Here is a 21,477-nt window from a genome sequence, read left to right on the forward strand (position 1 = left end):
GAGCGGACCCGCGGAGCGGCGGCCACCGTCGGGTGGCCGCCGCCTCGATCGCCCGGCGCTACCGAGCCTGCCGCGCGCGGTAGGCCGCCACGGCGTTCCGGTTGCCGCACGCGGTGCTGCAGAAGCGCTTCGACCGGTTGCGGGAGAGGTCGAGGACGACGCCCTGGCAGTCGGCGTCGTCGCAGACGCCCAACCGGGACATCTCGTCGGAGCGGATGACGTCGATCATCGCCATCGCGGTCTCGACCGCGATCCGCGTGGCGAGCGGCGCGTCCGGCACCACCGCGTGCAGGTGCCAGTCCCAGCGGTCGTGGCGGACCAGCTGGGGCACCGCCTGCGCGTCGGCCAGCAGCTCGTTGACGATGCCGGCGGCGTGGTCGCGGTCGGTGGTGAGCAGCTCGCGCAGCCGGAGGCGGAGGGCGCGCACATCGTCGAGCTCGGCCCTGGTGCGGTCGTGGCGGCCGGTGTATTCGAAGCGCTCGTAGAACGCGTCGAGCGCGGCGACGCCGTCGAGCTCGTCGACGTCGCCGTCGAGACTGTTCACCAGCGCGACCGCGGCCTGCAGCGACACCTCGGTGTCATGAGTGAAGGGCACGTTGACAGGTTACCTCAGGGCCCGTAATGTCATGTTCCATGACGGCGATGGCTCATGACGCGGTGGGTGGATCGACTCCTGGCGCATCGCTCCCCGCAGGGGCGCCGTCCTCGCGGTTCGCGTCGGGTCTGCTGTTCGCGGTGGTATCCGCAGCCACGTTCGGCATGTCCGGTGCACTGGCCAGCCCGCTGCTGGAGCGTGGGTGGAGCGCCGGTGCGGTGGTCCTGGTGCGAGTCGGTGGCGCGGCGGCGGTGGTGCTGCCCTTCGCGCTGCGCTCGCTGCGCGGCCGTTGGGGGGTGCTCCGCGAGAACGTCGGCCTGATCGGCCTCTACGGCACGCTCGCGGTCGCGGGCGCCCAGTTCTGCTACTTCTCCGCGGTGCAGCACATGCAGGTGGGGCCCGCCCTGCTCATCGAGTACACCGCGCCCGCGGCCGTGGTCTGCTGGCTCTGGCTGCGCCACGGCGAGCGACCGGGGCCGGTCACGCTCGTCGGTGCCGGCCTGGCCGCGCTCGGCCTGGTGCTGGTGCTCGACCTGCTCTCCGGCGCCGACCTCAGCGTGGTCGGGGTGGCCTGGGCGCTGGCGGCGATGGTCGGCGCCGCGGCGTACTTCGTGATCTCGGCCGACGAGGGCAACGGGCTGCCGCCCCTGGCGCTGGCCGGGGCGGGGCTGCTGGTGGGCGCGGTGCTGCTCGGACTGCTCGGGCTCGTCGGCCTGATGCCGATGGACACCGCGACCGGCACGGTCGTCTACGCCGGGCGCGCCGTCGAGTGGTGGGTGCCGCTGCTGCTGCTGGCCCTGGTCACCGCCGCGATCGCCTACACGACCGGCATCGCGGCCGGCCGCCGGCTCGGGTCGCGGCTCGCCTCGTTCGTCGCGCTGCTCGAGGTCGTCCTCGGCGTCGTCTTCGCCTGGCTGCTGCTCGACCAGCTGCCCCGGCCGATCCAGCTCGCCGGCGGTGTGCTGATCCTGGTCGGCGTGATCGCGGTGAAGCTGGGGGAGCGGACCACCGCCGTCTCCGACGTGCCGGTCACCACCTGACGGTCCGCTCGCCGGGCAGAAAGTTCGTGTCGCACTGCCACGCACGGTCCGGCTGCGGCGTGTGTTGTGCATGGATGTGGGGGTGGCCGAGCAGAGCAGGGCGGCGGATGCGCCGACCTTCGAGGAGTGGGCGACCGCCCGCGCCCCGGCGCTGCTGCGCTTCGGCTACCTGCTGACCGGCTCCCAGCACGCGGCCGAGGACGCCGTGCAGACCGCGTTGACCCGGGCCTGCGAGAAGTGGGGGCGGGTGTCGCGGACCGCCGATCCGGACACGTACGTGCGGCGGATGGTCGTGAACGCGCACGTCTCCGCGTGGCGGAAGGCGGGGCGTCGGGAGCTGAGCGTCGCCGACGTGCGCGACGTCCCGCCCTCCGCCCTCCACGGCGACCCGGCCGACCGGGTCGCCACCGACGACGCCGTGTGGCGGATGTGCGGTGGGCTGCCGGCGCGACCCCGGGCCGCGGTGGTGCTGCGCTACTACGAGGACCTGGAGTACGCCGAGATCGGCGCGGTCCTGGGCTGCTCGGAGGCCACCGCCCGCTCCTACGTCCACCGCGCCCTCACGGCTCTGAGGGCCCAGCTGCGAGCAGGGGAGCACGGCCATGACTGAGCCGACGAGTGACCGATGGAGCGACGACGAGCTGGAGCGCCGGGTGCGTGGAGCCCTCGAGCGACGCTCGCGGATGGCGGCGATCGACGTACCGGTGGTCGAGCGGGCCCGGGCGGCCGCCCGGCGTCGCCGAGCAGGACGGGTGAGCGCCGGACTCGCGGCCGCGGCGGTGGTCGCGGTGGCGGGTGTCGCGGTGGCCGTCGACGGTGACCGGGGCCGCGACGCGCCACGGGACCCGGCCGGTCCCAGCACGACCGCGGTGGACCCCGCGGACACGAGCGTGCCGGCCGGCTGGCGGGTGGAGAGCTGGCGGGGACTCGAGGTGTCCGTGCCGCCGGACTGGGGCTGGGGCGCCGCCCCGATCAGGCCGGTCGCCGGCGACGACCTCGCGCTCTGCGGCGGCCCGGGGGCGATGGTGACCGCCGCCGGCCAGAAGCTGGTCAACGCCGACGCCTCCCTGCCCTACGTGGGGCGTCCCGTCCTGCAGTCCGACATGTGCGTGGGGGCGCCGTACCCGCAGCCCGAGGCGCCGTACGTGTGGCTGGGCGCGGCGCTCGAGCCGGGCACCGTCGAGCTGGGCGACGGCTACGTGCAGGAGACCGTCGTCGTGGGTGGTGCCTCCGTGACGGTGGCGACAGCAGACGCCGAGCTCCGCGCCCGGATCCTCGCCTCCGCCACGGAGACCGGTCCGGGAGCCTGCCGGGCCGTGCGCGACCAGCCGCCCCCTCCCGTGCGCGAGACGACGGTCGAGGGACGCGGCGACCTGCATGTCGCACGGATCTGTGCCTACCGGCGCCTCGACGGTGACGGACCGCTCGACCTCGTCTACTCCGCCGACGTGGCCGCCGGCGACGTGGAGGGCACCCTCGCAGCCGTCGACGCGGCCCCGCCCAGTGACGTGCTGTGCAAGGACACCTCGGAGGTGGTGGTGCTCGAGGCGACGTACCTCGACCCCTACAGTCCCGACCCCGACCTGAGGCTGCGCGAGCGCACGGTCTTCGATCTCACCTGTGGCCACGTCACGACCGGCGACTGGTTCACGCCCGCGCCGGTTCAGCGCCGCCTCACCGAGGCGACCGTGCGGCCCTGGGCCAGCGGCGGGGTCGGCTCGGTGCTGGTGGGCCCGTCGGCGCCGTGGGTCTACGACTACTTCATCGGCATGCAGGGCTAGGGGGCGTCCGTCGCGCCGTCACCGGGCATCCTGGCGCTTGACCACGACCTCCTTGCCGAGCATCAGGATCGCCGCGGCGGTCGGGATCGCGAGCAGGGCACCGACGACGCCGAGCAGCGCGGCGCCGACGAGCGCGGCGATCACCGTCACCGCGCCGGGGATGTCGACCGAGCGGGACATCACCCGCGGGTAGATCAGGTAGTTCTCGACCTGCTGGTAGATCAGGTAGAAGATCGCGCAGGCGATGCCGATGGTGGGGTCCTCGGCGAACGCGATCAGGGTCACGATGACCGCGCCGATGGTGGCGCCGATCATCGGGATCACGTCGAGCAGGGCGACCACGAACGCCAGCGCCAGGGCGTACTCGCCCAGGCCCACGGCGAACAGGAACACCAGTGACGAGACACCGGCTGCGGTGGCGACGATGAACGCCCCCGAGACGTAGCCGCCCACCCCGCGCAGCACCCGGTCACCGAGCAGGCTCACCCGCTCCCGCCGGGAGGCCGGAGCCAGCTGGTAGAGCGCGTTCTTCGTGGTCTGCAGCGAGGAGAGGAAGTAGAGCGTCAGCACCACGATGATGAACGCGTTGCCGAGCGCGGACAGAACCGCGAGCCCCACGCCCAGGACACCGCCGAACAGGCTGCTGGCGTAGCCGCCGTCCTCGATGTACTTCTCGGCCTTCTCGATCACGCCGTAGCGCTCGTCGAGCTCCTGGACCTTGGGGTTCTCCTCCAGGGTGGCCAGCCACCCGGGGGCGTTGTCGGTGATCGAGCGCACCTGCTCGGCGATCACCGGCACGATCGCCAGCAGGAAGAGCGCCAGGGCCACGAGCACGCCCACGATCACGGCCAGCACGGCCCAGCCGCGGCCCAGCCCCCGTCGCTCGATCGCCTCGACCGAGGGGTTCAGCCCGGCGGCGAGGAACATCGCGACGACGACCAGCACCAGCACCGAGCTGATCGAGACGATCTGCTCGCCCAGCCAGAAGGCCAGGAACAGTCCGAGGCCGCCGAAGAACCCCCACACGAACGGGGAGTGCCGCGACAGCGGGGCGCCCAGCTCGCCGAGGTAGTCGACGTCTTGGCTGGGGTTGAGGTCGATCGCGGCGTCACCGTCGGGGACCCGGTCGTCCCCGCCGTCCCGCCCCGCTGGTCGGGGCGGCCGGCCCTCGCTCAACTGCGGTCCTCGGCCTCGTCATCGCCGGCGAACCCGGAGATGACGTCACGCAGCGACGACAGCTGGGCGACGATCGCGTCGCGCCGCTTGGTGAGGCGCTCGAGCTCGGCGCGGGTCGCCGCCGCCTCGCGCTCGGCCTCGGCCTGCCCGGTGGAGGTGATCGACTCGGCCTGCGAGCGGGCCGAGGCCACGATCTGCTCGGCCTCGCGACGGGCCCGGACCAGCAGCGCCTCGGACTCGCTCTGCGCCTGCTGGCGGTACTGGGTGGCCTGCTCCGTGGCCTGGCGCGAGCGCGTCTCGGCGGCGTCGGCGCGCTGCTCGGCCTCCTCGACCAGCCGCCGGGTCTCACTCATGGCGCTGTTGTGGTGGTCGGTGGCCTCGCGGGCCAGCCGCTCCTTCTCGACCGCCAGCGCCCGGCGGGCCTCCTGGACCTCGCGGTCCGCGGCGGCCCGGGCCTGCTCGGCCTCGCGAACCGCCGACGTGCGCAGCTCGGAGGCCTCCTGCTGAGCCGCGAGCCGCAGCTGCTCGGCCTCGCGGCGCGCGGAGGCGAGGAGGTCCTCGGCCTCGCTGCGGGCCAGGCTGCGCTCCTGCTCGGCGTCGGCCATCGCCCGGGTGCGCTGCTCGTCGAGCTCCTTGAGCTGCACCACGCGCATGTCCTCGGCCTCGCGGGAGGCGTCGGCCCGGGTGGCCCTGGCGTCGCGGGCGGCCTGCTCGCGGATCTCGGCGGCGTCCCGCTCGGCGATGCCGCGGATCTCGGCGGCCTCCTCCTCCGCGAGCCGCAGCATCGCGCTCGCGCGGCCGCCCAGACCGGCGTACGACGGGTTCTGGTGCTCGGCGAGCTCCTCGCGGGCCCGCTCGAGCTCGGCGCGAGCCGCGGTGAGCTGCTGCTCGAGCTCGACGGTGTGGGCGCGCAGCGCGGCCTGCTCCCCGGCCAGCTCGCGGAACCGGGCATCGACCGCCGCCCGGTCGTAGCCGCCGCGCCGGACCACGGGGAGTCCGGGGGCGGCAGCGGTCGGCGCGGCGGGCGGAAGCACCGGCCCGGGGGTGGCCTTCGCGGCCGTGGGGGTGGGCCGCGGCGCCGCCGGTGCGGGCACCGGAGTGGTGCGCTGGGTGCGCTCGGCGGGCGGCTGCTGCGCGGCGGGCTGCTGCTCCTGGACCACCGGCAAGGCGCGGGTCTCCTCCGCGTCGGGACTCGTGGCCTCGTCGGTGTCCGGCTCGTCGTCGAAGATGGACAGACCCTGGTCGTTCATGGTGTTCCCTCGTCAGGCTGTGGGCGGCGGCTACCAGCCCCATCCTCCACGATCGCCCCAACGAAGAGCACCCCGGCTCAGCGTGTCGCCGAGCCGGGGTGCTGGGGTTCTTCGAGAGCGCAGGTCAGACCCCGCGGAACCGGTTGATGGCGGGCTCGTGCTCGGCCCGCATCTCGGCGTTGCGGACGCCCAGGCCCTCCTCGGGGGCCAGGCAGAGGACGCCCACCTTGCCCTGGTGCAGGTTCTTGTGGACCTCGAGCGTCGCCTGGCCGACCTCGTCGAGCGGGTAGGTGTTCGAGAGGGTCGGGTGGATCTTCCCCTTCGCGACCAGGCGGTTGGCCTCCCACGATTCGCGGTAGTTCGCGAAGTGGCTGGAGACGATCCGCTTGAGGTTCATCCACAGGTAGCGGTTGTCGTACTCGTGCATGTAGCCGCTCGTCGAGGCGCAGGTGGTGATCGTGCCGCCCTTGCGGGTGACGTAGACCGAGGCCCCGAACGTCTCCCGGCCGGGGTGCTCGAAGACGATGTCGATGTCCTCGCCGCCGGTGAGCTCACGGATGCGGGAGCCGAACCGCTTCCACTCCTTGGGGTCCTGGGTGTGCTCGTCCTTCCAGAACTTGTAGCCCTCCGCGTTGCGGTTGATGATCAGCTCCGCACCCATCGAGCGGCAGATCTCCGCCTTCTCGTCGGAGGAGACCACGCAGATCGGGTTGGCGCCGCCGTTGAGGGCGTACTGGGTGGCGAACCCGCCGAGGCCCCCGGAGGCGCCCCAGATCAGCACGTTGTCGCCCTGCTTCATCTGGCCGCCGTTCTTGGAGACCAGCTGACGGTAGGCGGTGCAGTTGACCAGACCGGGGGAGGCGGCCTCCTCCCACGTGAGGTGGTCCGGCTTCGGCATCAGCTGGTTGGCCTTGACCAGCGCGATCTCGGCCAGGCCGCCGAAGTTGGTCTCGAAGCCCCAGATCCGCTGCTCGGGGTCGAGCATCGTGTCGCCGTGGCCGTCGGGCGACTCGAGCTCCACCGACAGACAGTGCGCGACGACCTCGTCACCGGGGTTCCACAGGTGGACGCCGGCGCCGGTCTTGAGCACGACGCCGGCCAGGTCGGAGCCGACGATGTGGTAGGGCAGGTCGTGCCGCTTGGCCAGCGGCGAGGTGCGGCCGTAGCGCTCGAGGAAGCCGAACGTCGAGACCGGCTCGAAGATCGAGGTCCACACGGTGTTGTAGTTGATGGCGCTGGCCATCACGGCGACCAGCGCCTCACCGGGCCCGAGCTCGGGCAGCGGCACCTCGTCGACATGGAGCGACTTGCGGGGGTCCTTCTCCTTCGTGGACTGGCCCTCGAACATGCCTACCTCGTCCTTGTGCACCGTGGCGGCGCGGAAGGACTCGGGCAGGTCGAGGTTGGCGAAGTCCTCAGCAGAGGTGTCGCCGGCGAGGATGGCGTCGCGGATGTTCTGCACGTCAGCTCCTGGTCGTGGGGTGCGTTGCGCGAAAGATACCCATGGGTAACCGAAGTGAACACCCGCTGTGACGCGGGTCTCCCGGGGGCGGGCCAAGCGTGGCGCCTGCCGACCTGTGGGGCAAGGGTGCGGGCCGACCGGGAGTCTGGGTCAGTGCGCGGCGCCCGCGGGCTCCACCAGCTCGACCAGCACGCCGCCGGCGTCCTTGGGGTGGACGAAGTTGATGCGCGACTCGGAGGTGCCGCGGCGCGGGGCGTCGTACAGCAGGCGGACGCCGCGCTCGCGCAGGATCGCGCTGACCTTCTCGACGTCGGTGACCCGGTAGGCCATCTGCTGGATGCCCACTCCCGAGCGCTCGATGAACTTCGCGATCGTCGACTCCTCGTTGAGCGGCGCGAGCAGCTGGACGTGGGAGCCGGACTCGCCGACCGCCATCATCGCCTCGCGCACGCCCTGGGCCTCGTTGACCTCCTGGTGCGCCAGGCGCATGCCGAAGGTCTTCTCGTAGAACTCGATGGCCTCGTCCAGGTCGCGGACGGCGATGCCCACGTGGTCGATCGCGGTGAACAGGTGCTCGGGGATCTGGAGGTCTGCGCTCATGGCCCGATCGTTCCCCGCCCGGGGCATCTCATGCAACGGGAGGGGTCATTGGTCCCGACGCGGACCCCGTCGCGTGAGGCGTGTGCCGCGCTCGACCTGTCGTCGCTGTGACGAGCGCCTCACGGGCCGCGGCGGACGCCCCTCGCGGCACCGGTGACTCGTGGGTATGGTCCCCTCAGTCGGGGCCCGGTGCCCCGGCGTCGTCCGATCACCGCTCCACGCCTGGAGGAACCCCATGTCCGGATCCGTCATCGTCGCGGGGGCTCGCACCCCCATCGGTCGCCTCTCCGGTGGTCTGAAGGACCTCTCTGCAGCCGAGCTCGGCGGGGTCGCCATCAAGGGCGCCCTCGAGAAGGCCGGCGTCAGCGGCGACCAGGTCGACTATGTGCTCATGGGCCAGGTCATCCAGGCCGGTGCCGGCCAGAACCCGGCCCGCACCGCCGCCATCGCGGGCGGCATCCCGATGAACGTCCCGTCGATGACCATCAACAAGGTGTGCCTCTCGGGCATCAACGCGATCGCCCTGGCCGACCAGCTGATCCGCGCCGGCGAGTGCGACATCGTCGTGGCCGGCGGCCAGGAGTCGATGACCAACGCGCCGCACTTCCTGCCGAAGTCGCGTGAGGGCATCAAGTTCGGCGACGTGAAGCTCGTCGACTCGATGGCCTACGACGCGCTCTTCGACCAGGTCACCTCGCAGGCGATGGGCCTGCTGACCGAGGAGTGCAACGCGGCCGCCCAGAACCTCACCCGCGCCGAGCAGGACGAGTTCGCCGCCCAGTCGCACCAGAAGGCCGCCGTCGCGTGGAAGAACGGCATCTTCGACGACGAGGTCGTCCCCGTCACGATCAGCACCCGCAAGGGCGAGGTCGTCGTGTCGTCCGACGAGGGCGTGCGTGGCGACACCACCGCCGAGTCGCTGGGCAAGCTGCGGCCCGCCTTCAACAAGGAGGGCACGATCACCGCCGGCTCCTCCTCCCAGATCTCCGACGGCGCCGCGGCCGTGGTCGTGATGAGCAAGGCCAAGGCCGAGGAGCTCGGCCTGACCTGGCTGGCCGAGATCGGCGCCCACGGCCAGGTGGCCGGCCCCGACTCCACGCTCCAGCTCCAGCCGGCCGCCGCGACCGCCAAGGCGTGCGAGAAGGAGGGCATCGCCCCCACCGACCTCGACCTGGTCGAGTTCAACGAGGCGTTCGCCGCGGTGGGCATCTCCTCGGCCCGCGAGCTGGGCCTGGACAACGCCAAGGTCAACGTCAACGGCGGCGCCATCGCGCTGGGCCACCCGGTCGGCATGTCGGGTGCCCGGATCGTGCTGCACCTGGCCCTCGAGCTCCAGCGCCGGGGCGGCGGCGTGGGCGCCGCCGCGCTGTGCGGCGGCGGCGGCCAGGGCGACGCGCTGATCGTGCGGGTCCCCTCCCGCGAGGCGTGAGTCCCACCTCGACCACCGGCTCGACCACGGGGGGCCGGCGCCGCGCTGCGGTGTCGGTCCCCGACCTGGTCGAGCGCGCCCGGGCCGGTGAGCCGCGAGCGGTGGCCCGGCTGATCTCGCTGGTCGAGGACGAGTCCCCGCTGTTGCGCGAGGTGATGGCGGCGCTCGCGCCGCACACCGGCCGGGCCCAGGTGGTCGGACTGACCGGGGCGCCGGGGGTCGGCAAGTCGACCTCGACCAACGCGCTGGTCACCGAGCTGCGTGCGCAGGGCAAACGGGTGGGCGTCCTCGCCGTCGACCCCTCCTCGCCGTTCTCCGGCGGTGCCCTGCTGGGCGATCGGGTGCGGATGCAGGACCACGCGCTGGACGACGGCGTCTTCATCCGCTCGATGGCCTCCCGCGGCCATCTCGGAGGTCTCGCGTGGACCACGCCGCAGGCGCTGCGGGTGCTCGACGCCGCGGGCTGCGACGTGATCTTGATCGAGACGGTCGGGGTCGGGCAGAGCGAGGTCGAGATCGCCGGCCTCGCCGACACCACCGTCGTGCTGCTGGCTCCCGGCATGGGCGACGGCATCCAGGCCGCGAAGGCGGGCATCCTCGAGATCGGTGACGTCTACGTCGTCAACAAGGCCGACCGCGACGGCGCCGACCAGGTGCGGCGTGACCTGCGCGGGATGATCGCGCTGGCCGACCGGGCCGAGGGGGCGTGGCGTCCGCCGATCGTGAAGACCGTCGCCCAGCGCGGCGAGGGGCTCGACCGGGTGGTCGAGGAGCTGGACCGGCACCGCGAGTGGCTGGCGGGCGGCGGCGAGCTCACGCGGCGGCGTACGCGCCGGGCTCGCGACGAGATCGAGGCGATCGCGGTCACCGCCCTCCGCGCCCGGTGGGGCGACGTGCACGGGCGCTCCGAGCTGGACGAGCTCGCCGCGGCCGTCGCCGCCGGCGAATCGGACCCTTACACCGCGGCCGACGAGCTGCTCGCGACCGTCTCGTCCTGACTCCATCACGTCCGCCGTCGGCGAGTCGCGTGGTGCGGCGCTGCGCCGTGAGGTAGACACGGGCCGATCCATATCCTGACTCCGGGTGTCACACGGATGGAGCTCTTCCCCCATGAAAAAGGCTGTCGCGGCGCTTCTCGCCGCCTTCGGGCTGTTCTGGTTGGTCACCGATCCGCAAGGTCTCGCGCAGTCGGCGCAGAAGGCCGGCGGCAACGGGGTCGACCTGACCGGCGACGTGTTCGACGCACTGATCGCCTTCGTCGGCGAGTTCGACTGACGGCCGGCGACCGCGACCATGGTCCGGCCCCGCGGGCTCTCCTGGGCGGAGCCCGACATCGGCAAGCACCTGCTCCGCGACGAGGGCGAGGTCATCGTCGACGAGGTCGCCCACCACTGGGTCGCCTACCTGCGCCCGGCGCTCGAGGCGGTGCTCGCCGTCAAGCTCTTCCTGCTCAGCGGGTGGGCACCGGTCGGGCTGGCCTGGATGCCGCTGCTCGCTGCTGCCCTGCTGCTCACGCACGCGGCGTGGCTGACCCTCGGCGTGTTCCGCGACCGGTTCGTGATCACGAACATGCGGGTCTTCCGGGTGCACGGCGTGCTCAGCCAGAGCCTTGCGACCATGCCGCTCTCCCGCATCCTCGACATCACCGTGCGCCGGCCGCTGCACGGGCGCCTGCTCGGGTTCGGGCACTTCTGCTTCGAGTCCGCCGCCCAGGAGCAGGGTGTGCGCGACGTCCGGTACGTCGGTCGGCCCTACGAGCGGGACCTGGCGATCCAGCGGGTGGTGCAGCGCTCCGGGGTGCGGGGGCGGCAGCTCAACTGACGCGACGGGTCAGGAGAGCGGGGGCAGGGTCACGGTGAACGTCGAGCCCTCACCCAGCCGCGAGCGCACCTCGACCGTGCCGCCGTGTCGCTCGGCGATCGTCGCGACGATCGTCAGCCCGAGCCCGGTGCCGGGTTGCACCAGCGCATCGGGGTTCGTGGTGCGGAAGAAGGCCCGGAAGAGCCCCAGCTGATCCTCCTCGGAGATGCCCAGTCCGTCGTCGGAGACCGTGAGCACCACGCGTCCCTCGTCGTGCCGGGCCGAGACGGTGACCCGGCCCCCGTCGGGGGTGTACTTCACCGCGTTGCTCACCAGGTTGCCCAGCATCCGGTCGAGCTCGGTCGGATCGCCGGCGACCTCGAGTGGACCGGGCTCCAGCAGCAGGTGCAGCTCGACGCCGCGGGTCTGTGCCGCAGAGTCGATCAGGCCGGTCACCTCGCGAACCGTGTCGCGCAGGTCGACCGGCACCCGCACCAGCGGATGGCGAGGGTCGCTGACCCGGGCGAGCAGCAGCAGGTCGTCGACGACCTTCTGCATGCGGGTGGTGCCGCGTTTCATCGCCTGGTGATAGCGGTCGGCGAGCTCCTCGAGCTCGAGGTCGCCGAGCAGCTCCAGATTGCCCGAGATCACCGTGAGCGGGGTGCGCAGCTCGTGCGAGAGGGTCGCGATGAGCTGGCTGCGGTAGTCGTCGAGCTGCTGCAGCTCGCTGACCAGGTTGCGCTCCCGTTCGAGGGCGCGCGCCGTCATCAGAGCGGCCCCGAGGTCGTGGCCGATCTGCAGCGCCGACGCGGCCTCGATCGACGACCACGGCGGGCCGTCCTTCTCGCGGGTCAGGACCAGGAAGCCGAGGCACTCGGTGCCGGTGCCCAGAGCCACCGCCAGTGCCGACGCCAGGTCGAGCTCGGCCAGCTGCTGCCGTGCGGCCTCGAGCAGCGGCTCGACACCCGGGCCCGGCAGCTCGGGATCGACTCCGTCGGCGATCACCAGCACCCGCTGGTCGCGCCAGAGCCGAGGAGCCAGGGCCTGGGCCAGCTCGGCCATCCGGTCGGAGAGCGTGACGGGGTCGCCGTCGCGGGCGCGCGCGTAGCCGCGTCCGACGCCGTGGTCGAGCACCTGGATCCAGGATCCGGCGGCCGAGAACCCCTCGACCAGGGGACGGTGGGTGGACTGGAGGACGGCCTCGAGCGAGGCGTGTGCGGGCATCGACGCGGCCCGGATCAGCCGACGCGCGGTCTCGGCGTGCGCGACCTGCTGCACCAGCTCCTCGCGCTCGAACGCGGTGAGCACCGCGCGCTCGGTCTGAGCTGCGTACCGTTCGAGCAGCCGGCGCTGCCGGGCGTCGGGGCGTCGCCCGGACACCGGGCGGTCCACGGAGAGCACGCCGATCAGCCCTCCGTCGTCGTCGGTGAGCAGTCCGACGAGAACGTCGTGTGGGTGCCAGGCGTCGGGCTCGTCGGTCTGGTGGTCGGCCACCACCACCCAGTGGCCGTCGAGATCCTCGGGCTCGTAGTTCTCCGCGGCGAGGAAGTGCAGACGACCCCACGGCTCGGCCCGGTGCAGCACCGAGTCCAGCGCCGACACCGGGTCGGCGTTCTCGTACAGGTGGGCGCGGAACTCCTCGGGACCGGTGTAGCCCATCGTGATCAGGTGCCCGTCGAGGACGACGGAGAGGGCCGCCACCTCGAAGCCGATCATCTCCGCGACCGCCTCGACCATCAGCTGGAGGACCGCCCGGGCCGAGGAGTCCGACCAGCCGGTGTGGTCGGGGTGGCTGTGCAGCACCGGTACCGAGGCGTACCCCGGTCCATGCAACTGCCTCACTCTCGCCAACCCCTCCACTGCCCCGGGTCTCGCCGCGGGTCCCGTCGGCCCGCGTCACGGACCCTCGAAGCGCCATCCTCCTGCACCGACGACGTCCCCGGGGGCGATTTCCAGAGGGTCGGTCGAGCCCGTTCGTCCCTGCGGTGCGGGGCCTGGGCCCCGGCGATTGGGGGACGTTCGCCCTCTCCCGGCATTGGGGCGCGTCTGGTTCGATGAGGACCGTGGATCTCTCCTCTGCTCTCGCCCGCCTGCCCGAGAACCCCCGCGTGGTCGTCACCGGCAACCACGCGACGCCCTGGGAGACGCTCAAGCTCGTCGACGAGGCTCTGCCGTCGTACAAGCTCTGGGCGCTCAACGGCCAGCGGGAGCTGCCGGATCGCGAGGGCGTCACGCTCGAGACCTCCTTCGTCGGCCCCGGCCAGCGCAAGAGCCCCCGGCTCGCCTACTTCCCCTCCCGGCTCTCGCTGGTTCCGCTCTTCTTCGACCAGGCGCTGCCGCCGGACGCCGTGCTCCTCCACACCACCCGTCCGAGGGGCGGCAAGGTCTCGATGGGCACCGAGGTCAACGTGCTCCCTGCGGCCATCGAGGCGGCCAAGCGGCGCGGCGGCCTCGTGATCGCCGCCGTCAACGAGCACATGCCCTACACCTTCGGCGACGCCGAGATCGACGTCGACCTGATCGACGTGATGGTCGAGGCCGACGTGCCGATGCCGGTGGCGCCGGTGACCGCGATCGACGAGCAGTCCGCCTACATCGGTCAGCTGGTCGCCGACCGCGTCGAGGACGGCTCCACCCTGCAGGCCGGCATCGGTGCGGTCCCCGACGCCACGCTGCACGGACTGACCGGACGCCGCGGGCTGCGGGTGTGGACCGAGATGTTCTCCGACTCCGTGCTGGCACTGGAGAAGGTCGGCGCGCTGGACCGCAACGTCCCGATCACCGCATCGTTCCTGTTCGGCTCGCCCGAGCTGATGGAGTGGGTCGACGGCAACGACCGGGTGCACATGGTGCGCACCGAGGTCACCAACGACCCGGGCCGGATCGCCCAGAACCCCAAGATGCTCAGCGTGAACACCGCTCTGCAGGTCGACCTGTTCGCCCAGGCGAACGCCTCGCGCATCCGGGCCCGCATTCACTCCGGCTTCGGCGGCCAGACCGACTTCATCGTCGGCGCCATGCACAGCGTCGGCGGCCAGGCCCTGATCGCGCTGAAGTCCTGGCACCCCAAGGCCGACTGCTCCACGATCGTGCCGCTGGTCGACGAGCCGGTGACCTCGTTCCAGATGAGCGGAGTGGTGACCGAGCAGGGTGTCGCGGAGATCTACGGCCGCGACCAGCGTGAGCAGGCCCGGCAGCTGATCGAGCACGCCGCCCACCCGAGCGTTCGTGACGAGCTCCGCGAGGAAGCCGTCGAGCTGGGGCTGGCCGACCCGAGGTAGCGCCAGCTCCCGCGATCTCTAGAATCGCGGCCATGACGCAGCAGCCGTTCTCCCGCCCCGGCGCCATCGACCTCTCCGGACTCAAGCAGCCCGCCGGCGCGCCACCGGCCGGCGCCGCCGGCCCGGCGGCCGGGGGGACGGCCGGCGGCGTCTCGTCGTACGCCGTCGCGGTCGACGAGCAGAACTTCCAGGCGACCGTCGAGGCGTCGATGACCGCGCCGGTGCTGCTGGTCTTCTACTCGCGCAGCCGGATGCCCGAGAGCGGCCAGCTCGCCGACGACCTCGCCACCGTCTCGGGCGAGTTCGAGGGCCGGTTCCTGGCCGGCCTCGTCGATGTCGACGCGACCCCCTCGATCGCGCAGGCCATGCAGATCCCGAGCATCCCGCTGGTGGTGGCGGTGCTCGACGGGCGTCCCGCGCCGCTGCTGCAGGACGTCGTGCCGATCGAGGAGCTGCGCGCCGCGCTCACCCAGGTGATGCAGCAGCTCACCGCCCAGGGCGTCACGGGTCGGCACCAGCCCCGCCACGCCGAGGCACCGGCGGGGGAGGAGCCCGAGGTGGACCCGCGCTACGCCGCGGCCCAGGACGCGCTCGGTGACGGAGACATCGACCGGGCGGTCGCGGAGTACCAGAAGCTCGTCGACGCCAATCCCGCCGACGCCGAGGCCGCGGCCGGGCTCGCGATGGCCAAGGTGCTCCAGCGCACCCAGGGCGTCGACCTGCAGGCCGCTCGCGCTGCCGCCGCCGAGCGCCCCGACGACGTGGACGCACAGACGATGGTCGCCGACCTCGACCTGCTGGGCGGTCACGTCGACGACGCTTTCCACCGGTTGGTCGAGCTGGTCCGCCGCAGCGTCGGCGACGACCGCGACCGGGCCCGCGACCACCTGCTGGGGCTGTTCGCCGCGGTCGGCAACGACGACGAGCGGGTGCTGCGCGGCCGGCGCAACCTGGCCTCCGCGCTCTTCTGACCTCTCGTCTCGCCCTCTGCTGGGGCCCGGCCGCTGACGCCGGCACCTCCGCGATCATTGCGACAGCGCATGGATCCGGGCCGGCGTGGTACCCGAGGCGTGAACGCCGGCGGCGGTGCTGCCCCGGGGCAGCCGTCGTCGGGCCGCACTCACGCGAAGAGGGTGACCAGAGATGGCTCGGGTCGATCGCATCGCAGAACCGTGGGGCACACGCACGCCCTACGGGCCGGGAGAGTCGTGGCCGGTGCGGGTGGACAGCCACCTGGCCGAGGGGGTGGAGCTCGGCGACGTGGAGCGATGGGTGCAGTCCGCCTCGATCCTGCACTCCAACGGCGACGCGCTGGACATCGCGGTCCGCGACGGTCGGATGGTCGGTGTCCGCGGCCGGGCGGTCGACCGGGTCAACACGGCCGGCTCGGACCCAAGGACCTCTACGGCTGGCAGGCGAACGGCTCCCGGGAGAGGCTGACCAAGCCGCTGATCCGCCGCGACGGCGAGCTGGTCGAGACCGACTGGGACACCGCGATGGAGGCGGTCGCCGGGCGCACCCGTGAGCTGGTCGCCGAGCGGGGACCGAGCTCGGTGGGCTTCTACACCACCGGTCAGCTGTTCCTCGAGGAGTACTACACGCTCGGCCTCATCGCGCACGGCGGCATCGGGACCAACCACGTCGACGGCAACACCCGACTCTGCACCGCCACCGCTGCTGCGGCGCTGAAGGAGTCCTTCGGGTGCGACGGCCAGCCCGGCTCCTACACCGACATCGACCACGCGGACACGATCTGCCTCTACGGGCACAACATGGCCGAGACCCAGACCGTGCTCTGGACCCGCATCCTGGACCGGCTGGCCGGCCCCAACCCGCCGCAGCTGGTCTGCGTCGATCCCAGGCTCACTCCTGTCGCCGAGGCGGCCAGGGTGCATCTCGCCCCGCGTCCCGGCACCAACGTGATGCTGATGAACGCACTGCTGCGCGAGATCCTCGACCACGGCTGGGTCGACCGTGACTACCTCGAGGCACACACCGTCGGGTTCGCGGAGCTTTCGAAGATGCTCGACGGCTACACCGTCGAGCGGGCGGCCGAGGTGTGCGGGGTGCCGCCCTCCGACCTCCGTGAGGCCGCCCGCATCATCGGCGCCGCCGAGCGGCTGCTGTCCACCGTGCTCCAGGGGTTCTACCAGTCCCACCAGGCCACGGCGGCCGCGGTCCAGGTCAACAACGTGCACATCGTCCGCGGCATGCTCGGCAAGGCCGGTTGCGGCATCCTGCAGATGAACGGCCAGCCCACGGCACAGAACACCCGTGAGTGTGGCGCCGACGGTGACCTGCCGGCGTTCCGCAACTGGTCCAACGACGCGCACATCGCCGACCTCGCTCGGGTCTGGAACATCGACCCGATGGACATCCCGCACTACACCTCCCCGACGCACGCGATGCAGATCATGCGGTACGTCGAGGACGGCTCGATCCGGTTCCTCTACGTCACCGCCACCAACCCGGCGGTCTCGATGCCGGAGCTGCGCCGGATGCGCGAGATCCTCTCCCAGGACCGGCTCTTCCTGGTGGTCCAGGACATCTTCCTCTCGGAGACCGCCCAACTGGCCGACGTGGTGCTGCCGGCGGCCACGTGGGGTGAGAAGACCGGCACCTTCACCAACGTCGACCGCACCGTCCATCTGTCGGAGAAGGCCGTCGAGCCGCCGGGGGAGGCCAGGGCCGACCTGGAGATCCTGCTCGACTACGCCCGCCGGCTCGACCTGCGCGACAAGGACGGCGCCCCGCTGGTGAAGTGGCGCACGGCCGAGGAGGCCTTCGACGGCTGGCGGGAGTGCACGCGCGGGAGACCGTGCGACTACACCGGCCTGAGCTACGACAAGCTGCGCGGTGGCAGCGGCATCCAGTGGCCCTGCAACGACGAGCACCCCGACGGCGCCGAGCACATCTACGTCGCCGGAGACTTCTGGTCACATCCGGACCACTGCGAGAGCTACGGGCGCGACATGGTCACCGGCGCACCGGTGGAGCCCAGCGAGTACCGCTCCCTGAACCCCGACGGCAAGGCGATCCTCAAGGCGGCGGAGTACCTCCCGCCGCACGAGATGCCTTCGGAGGAGTTCCCCTTCCAGCTGATCACCGGCCGCACGCTCTATCACTTCCACACGCGCACCAAGACCGGCCGAGCGCCGCAGCTCCAGGCCGCGGCCCCGGAGGTCTGGGTGGAGGCGTCGGCTGCGGACGCCGAGGAGCAGGGCTGGACGGAGGGTGACCTGCTGCGGGTCACCACGCCACGAGGAGAGGTCAGTGCGCGGCTCCGGGTGAGCGGCATCCGGCAGGGCGTGCTGTTCCTGCCGTTCCACTACGGCTACTGGGACACCGACGCCGGCCACCGGCCGGACGGGTCCGACGGCCGGGCGGCCAACGAGCTCACCCTCACCGACTGGGACCCCGCCTCGAAGCAGCCGATCTTCAAGACCGCCGCGGCGGCGGCGCACCGGATCGGCGCGGCGGAGGGACCCTCCCTCGCGCCCACGACGACCGGGTCCCGCCCGGTCACCACGGAGGTGCCCGCCACCAGCGGCGGACCGACCGCGTTGGCCGAGGAGCGGTTCGAGAACACGGGAGCGGCCCGATGAGGGCCCGTCAGCTGCTGCGCAGCCTGCACGGCAACAAGGTGGGGGCGGCGCTGGAGGAGCTGCACCGCTCCGAGAACGACCTCGCGGCGGCCTTGCTGCACGTCTCGGACCAGCACAAGGTCGACCACGAGATCTTCTACGTCGCTCGCGACATCGCTCGCTGGTCCCAGGAGCACGTCCGCCGGCTCGCCGAGGTCGGCGGTGACTACGGCCTCGACCTGGATCCGGACGCCGAGGACGACGCCACGCCGCTGGCACCGATCAAGCAGAAGGGCACCGAGCTCACCGGCCGGTTCCACGAGCCGACCCTGCTCCTGTTGGCCGACCTGCGCCGGATCCATCGCGATGCCGCCGGCGTCTCCCTCGACTGGGAGGTGCTCGCGCAGACCGCGCAGGCCATGCAGGACCGCGAGCTCCTGGGCGTCTGTCAGGAGTGCCACCCCGAGACCCTGCGCCAGATGCGCTGGGCCAACGCGAAGGTCAAGGAGACCGCGGCCCAGATCATGGTCACCGGCTGAGCGGCGACGCGAGATGAACGATAAGAGGGCACGAGCCGCCGAGGCCATGATGCCGGTGTCGCGCACGAGGACGAGCGGGACCGCCGCCAGGCGCTGCTCAGCCTGACCGCACACAGACCACCGCCCCGCCGCCCTGGCGAACCAGGACGACGGGGCGGTGTGAGTGTGGACCGGCTCGCTACTCCGCGCCGAGCGCCGCCCGGCCGGCCTCCAGCCGCGCCACCGGGACCCGGAACGGCGAGCAGGAGACGTAGTCGAGACCGACCTGGTCGAAGAAGTGGATCGAGTGCGGGTCGCCGCCGTGCTCGCCGCAGACGCCCAGGTGCAGGTCGGGACGGGCCTTGCGGCCCAGCTCGACCGCGGTGCGCACCAGTGAGCCGACACCCTCGGTGTCGAGCGACTCGAACGGCGAGACCTGGAAGACGCCCTGTTCGAAGTAGGTCGAGAAGAACTCGGCCTCCACGTCGTCGCGCGAGAAGCCCCACGTCAGCTGGGTCAGGTCGTTGGTGCCGAAGGAGAAGAACTCCGCCACCTTGGCGATCTTGTCGGCGGTGACCACGGCTCGAGGGATCTCGATCATCGTGCCGATCTTGTGGGGGATCGTGATGCCGCGCTCCTGCTCGACCTCGCGGGCCACCTGCTCCAGCTTGGCCTTGATGATCTCCAGCTCCTTCACGCTGGCCACCAGCGGCACCATGATCTCCGGCCGCGGGTCGCCGTTGGCCTGGAGGTGGTCGGCGGCCGCCATCAGGATCGCCCGGGCCTGCATCGTGAACAGGCCGGGGATCGCGATGCCCAGGCGGACGCCGCGCAGACCCAGCATCGGGTTCTGCTCGTGCAGCCGGCGGACGGCGGTGAGCAGCTGGTGGTGCCGCTCGTCGTGCTCGCCGTGCTCCTCCTCGAGGGCGACGTCGACCGAGAGCTCGGTGAGGTCCGGGAGGAACTCGTGCAGCGGCGGGTCGATGAGCCGGATGGTCACCGGCATGCCGTTCATCGCCTTGAAGATCTCGGCGAAGTCCTTGCGCTGCAGGGGAAGCAGCTCGTCGAGAGCCTTCTCCTGCTCGGACTGGTTCTCCGCGACGATCAGGTGCTCGACCAGCTCACGACGCTCGCCGAGGAACATGTGCTCGGTGCGGCACAGACCGATGCCCTGGGCGCCGAACCGGCGCGCCCGGGAGGCGTCGTCGGGAGTGTCGGCGTTGGCCCGGACCAGCATCCGGCGCGCCTTGTCGGCGTGCTCCATCAACGCGGCGACCGCGGTGACCAGCTCGTCGCTGGTCGCGTCGAGCTCGCCCTCGAACCAACGCACGATCGAGGACGGCACGACCGGCACCGACCCGGCGTACACGTGGCCGGTGGTGCCGTCGATCGAGATCAGGTCGCCCTCGGCGATCTCGGCACCGTCGGCGGTGGTGAACCGGCGGTTCTTGGCGTCGACGTCGATCGCCTCGGCGCCGCACACGCAGGTGCGGCCCATGCCGCGCGCCACGACGGCCGCGTGCGAGGTCTTGCCGCCCCGGCTGGTCAGGATGCCGCGCGCGGCGACCATGCCGTGCAGGTCGTCGGGGTTGGTCTCCTTGCGGATGAGGATGACGTCCTCGCCCTTCTCGGCCCACTCGACAGCGGTCGCGGAGGAGAAGACGGCCTTGCCGACGGCCGCGCCGGGGGAGGCGTTCATCCCCTTGGCGAGCAGCTCGCGCGCCGCGGACTCGTCGAAGCTGGGGAACATCAGCTGCCCCAACTGCGCGCCGTGCACGCGGCGGACCGCCTCGTCGAGGTCGATCAGCCCCTCGTCGGCCATCATGTAGGCGATCCGGAACGCGGCGGCCGCGGTGCGCTTGCCCACCCGGGTCTGCAGCATCCACAGCTTGCGGTCCTCGATGGTGAACTCGATGTCGCACATGTCGCGGTAGTGCTTCTCGAGGGTGTCCATGATCTGGAGCAGCTCGTCGTGGGCGGGCTTGTCGATCTCACCGAGGTCGGCCAGCGTCACGGTGTTGCGGATGCCGGCGACGACGTCCTCGCCCTGCGCGTTCTGCAGGTAGTCGCCGTAGACGCCGCGGTGGCCGCTGGCGGGGTCACGGGTGAACGCGACGCCCGACCCGGAGGTCATGCCGCGGTTGCCGAAGACCATGACCTGCACGTTCACGGCGGTGCCGAGGTCCTCGGGGATCCGCTCCTGACGGCGGTAGAGGCGGGCCCGGTCGGTGTTCCAGGAGTCGAAGACAGCGCGCACGGCCAGGTCGAGCTGCTCGCGGGGGTCCTGCGGGAACGGCCGGCCGACGTGGCTCTGGATCAGCCCCTTGAAGGTCTCGACGAGACCGCGCAGGTCCTCGACGTCGAGGTCGAGGTCGGCGGTGGTCCCGCGCTTCTCCTTCAGCTCATCGAGCGCCTCGGCGAAGACCTCGCTGTCGATGCCGAGGACCGTGGAGCCGAACATCTGGAGCAGGCGACGGTAGGAATCCATCGCGAAGCGCTCGTTGCTGTTGGCCCGGGCCAGCCCGTGCACCGACTCGTCGTTGAGGCCGATGTTGAGGACGGTCTCCATCATGCCGGGCATCGAGAACTTCGCGCCCGAACGGACCGAGAGCAGCAGCGGGTCGGCGGGGTCGCCCAGGCGGCGCCCCATCGTCTCCTCGAGGGCGGAGAGCCGTGCGGTCACCTCGTCGGCCAGGCCCGCGGGCTCGGCGCCTTCCTCGAGGTACGCACGACAGGCCTCCGTCGTGATCGTGAATCCCGGCGGCACCGGCAACCCCAGGTTGGTCATCTCGGCGAGGTTGGCGCCTTTGCCACCCAGCAAGTCCTTCTGGTCCTTGCTGCCCTGACTGAAGTCGTAGACGAAGCTGGTCACGGGGTCGATCATCCCCTTGCAAACTTTCGGGACGGCAGGGTCGTAAGTCCCCTCGAAGTCCCGAAAGCAAACGAGTTGTGGTAGCCCTG

At 71.8% G+C, this 21,477-nt stretch carries 19 protein-coding genes; 12 read left to right on the forward strand and 7 right to left on the reverse strand.

Features of this window, described 5'->3' with window-relative positions:
* Positions 1–58 precede the first annotated feature (58 nt).
* The gene (locus D6B71_RS14565) at positions 59–595 is read right to left on the reverse strand and encodes a CGNR zinc finger domain-containing protein (protein ID WP_121256301.1); all 537 of its coding nucleotides are present in this window, start codon (positions 593–595) and stop codon (positions 59–61) included.
* A gap of 47 nt (positions 596–642) precedes the next feature.
* Here D6B71_RS14565 and D6B71_RS14570 point away from each other — a divergent pair, with 47 nt between their 5' ends.
* The 3 genes from D6B71_RS14570 to D6B71_RS14585 all read left to right on the forward strand — a co-directional run bounded on the left by D6B71_RS14570 (position 643) and on the right by D6B71_RS14585 (position 3,416).
* Positions 643–1,635 carry an EamA family transporter gene (locus tag D6B71_RS14570; RefSeq protein WP_121256303.1) on the forward strand — a complete coding sequence of 331 codons (993 nt, stop codon included), beginning with the start codon at positions 643–645 and terminating at the stop codon, positions 1,633–1,635.
* Between the two features lie 82 nt (positions 1,636–1,717).
* The gene (locus D6B71_RS14575) at positions 1,718–2,245 is read left to right on the forward strand and encodes a SigE family RNA polymerase sigma factor (RefSeq protein WP_240641425.1); all 528 of its coding nucleotides are present in this window, start codon (positions 1,718–1,720) and stop codon (positions 2,243–2,245) included.
* The gene (locus D6B71_RS14585; RefSeq protein ID WP_164519686.1) at positions 2,238–3,416 is read left to right on the forward strand and encodes a hypothetical protein; all 1,179 of its coding nucleotides are present in this window, start codon (positions 2,238–2,240) and stop codon (positions 3,414–3,416) included. The genes D6B71_RS14575 and D6B71_RS14585 overlap by 8 nt, the downstream gene beginning before the upstream one ends.
* A gap of 18 nt (positions 3,417–3,434) precedes the next feature.
* Here D6B71_RS14585 and D6B71_RS14590 read toward each other — a convergent pair whose 3' ends face one another.
* From D6B71_RS14590 to mce, 4 genes are all read right to left on the reverse strand, one after another.
* Entirely contained in the window at positions 3,435–4,592 is a 1,158-nt protein-coding gene (locus D6B71_RS14590; RefSeq protein ID WP_121256311.1) for an AI-2E family transporter, read from the reverse strand.
* On the reverse strand, positions 4,589–5,842 hold the full coding sequence (locus tag D6B71_RS14595; protein ID WP_121256313.1) for a coiled-coil domain-containing protein: 1,254 nt from the start codon (positions 5,840–5,842) through the stop codon (positions 4,589–4,591). The genes D6B71_RS14590 and D6B71_RS14595 overlap by 4 nt, the downstream gene beginning before the upstream one ends.
* A 124-nt stretch (positions 5,843–5,966) precedes the next feature.
* The gene (gene ccrA / locus D6B71_RS14600) at positions 5,967–7,304 is read right to left on the reverse strand and encodes a crotonyl-CoA carboxylase/reductase (protein WP_121256314.1); all 1,338 of its coding nucleotides are present in this window, start codon (positions 7,302–7,304) and stop codon (positions 5,967–5,969) included.
* Between the two features lie 150 nt (positions 7,305–7,454).
* On the reverse strand, positions 7,455–7,904 hold the full coding sequence (mce, locus tag D6B71_RS14605) for a methylmalonyl-CoA epimerase (protein ID WP_121256316.1): 450 nt from the start codon (positions 7,902–7,904) through the stop codon (positions 7,455–7,457).
* A 235-nt stretch (positions 7,905–8,139) separates the two neighbouring features.
* Here mce and D6B71_RS14610 point away from each other — a divergent pair, with 235 nt between their 5' ends.
* From D6B71_RS14610 to D6B71_RS14620, 4 genes are all read left to right on the forward strand, one after another.
* Positions 8,140–9,333, forward strand: coding sequence for an acetyl-CoA C-acetyltransferase (locus D6B71_RS14610; protein WP_121256318.1), 1,194 nt, complete (start codon positions 8,140–8,142; stop codon positions 9,331–9,333).
* Positions 9,330–10,331 (forward strand): methylmalonyl Co-A mutase-associated GTPase MeaB, encoded by a 1,002-nt coding sequence (gene meaB, locus D6B71_RS14615; protein ID WP_420846332.1) that lies wholly within the window; start codon positions 9,330–9,332, stop codon positions 10,329–10,331. The genes D6B71_RS14610 and meaB overlap by 4 nt, the downstream gene beginning before the upstream one ends.
* A 112-nt stretch (positions 10,332–10,443) precedes the next feature.
* The gene (locus D6B71_RS22850; protein WP_164519687.1) at positions 10,444–10,608 is read left to right on the forward strand and encodes a hypothetical protein; all 165 of its coding nucleotides are present in this window, start codon (positions 10,444–10,446) and stop codon (positions 10,606–10,608) included.
* Between the two features lie 18 nt (positions 10,609–10,626).
* Complete coding sequence (locus tag D6B71_RS14620; RefSeq protein WP_121256320.1) at positions 10,627–11,154, forward strand: PH domain-containing protein; 528 nt, start codon at positions 10,627–10,629, stop codon at positions 11,152–11,154.
* Between the two features lie 9 nt (positions 11,155–11,163).
* Here D6B71_RS14620 and D6B71_RS14625 read toward each other — a convergent pair whose 3' ends face one another.
* Positions 11,164–12,975, reverse strand: a complete 1,812-nt coding sequence (locus D6B71_RS14625) for a sensor histidine kinase (protein WP_126688286.1) — start codon at positions 12,973–12,975, stop codon at positions 11,164–11,166.
* Positions 12,976–13,187: 212 nt separating this feature from the next.
* On the opposite strand from D6B71_RS14625, the gene D6B71_RS14630 reads away from it, so the two are divergent.
* The 5 genes from D6B71_RS14630 to D6B71_RS14645 all read left to right on the forward strand — a co-directional run bounded on the left by D6B71_RS14630 (position 13,188) and on the right by D6B71_RS14645 (position 18,537).
* On the forward strand, positions 13,188–14,414 hold the full coding sequence (locus tag D6B71_RS14630) for an acetyl-CoA hydrolase/transferase family protein (protein WP_121256324.1): 1,227 nt from the start codon (positions 13,188–13,190) through the stop codon (positions 14,412–14,414).
* Between the two features lie 32 nt (positions 14,415–14,446).
* On the forward strand, positions 14,447–15,385 hold the full coding sequence (locus D6B71_RS14635; protein WP_121256326.1) for a co-chaperone YbbN: 939 nt from the start codon (positions 14,447–14,449) through the stop codon (positions 15,383–15,385).
* A 244-nt stretch (positions 15,386–15,629) separates the two neighbouring features.
* Positions 15,630–15,854 carry a hypothetical protein gene (locus tag D6B71_RS23535; RefSeq protein WP_240641434.1) on the forward strand — a complete coding sequence of 75 codons (225 nt, stop codon included), beginning with the start codon at positions 15,630–15,632 and terminating at the stop codon, positions 15,852–15,854.
* Positions 15,855–15,883: 29 nt separating this feature from the next.
* Positions 15,884–18,019, forward strand: a complete 2,136-nt coding sequence (locus D6B71_RS14640; RefSeq protein ID WP_240641433.1) for a molybdopterin oxidoreductase family protein — start codon at positions 15,884–15,886, stop codon at positions 18,017–18,019.
* A complete protein-coding gene (locus D6B71_RS14645) occupies positions 18,016–18,537 on the forward strand; it encodes a hypothetical protein (RefSeq protein ID WP_121256328.1) in 522 nt (173 codons plus the stop codon). The genes D6B71_RS14640 and D6B71_RS14645 overlap by 4 nt, the downstream gene beginning before the upstream one ends.
* A 178-nt stretch (positions 18,538–18,715) precedes the next feature.
* On the opposite strand, the gene ppdK is transcribed toward D6B71_RS14645, so the two are convergent.
* Positions 18,716–21,400: a pyruvate, phosphate dikinase gene (gene ppdK / locus D6B71_RS14650; protein ID WP_206051779.1), complete on the reverse strand. Its 2,685-nt coding sequence runs from the start codon at positions 21,398–21,400 to the stop codon at positions 18,716–18,718.
* Between the last annotated feature and the right edge of the window lie 77 nt (positions 21,401–21,477).

The organism is Nocardioides ferulae, from assembly GCF_003660455.1.
Lineage (GTDB): Bacteria > Actinomycetota > Actinomycetes > Propionibacteriales > Nocardioidaceae > Nocardioides > Nocardioides ferulae.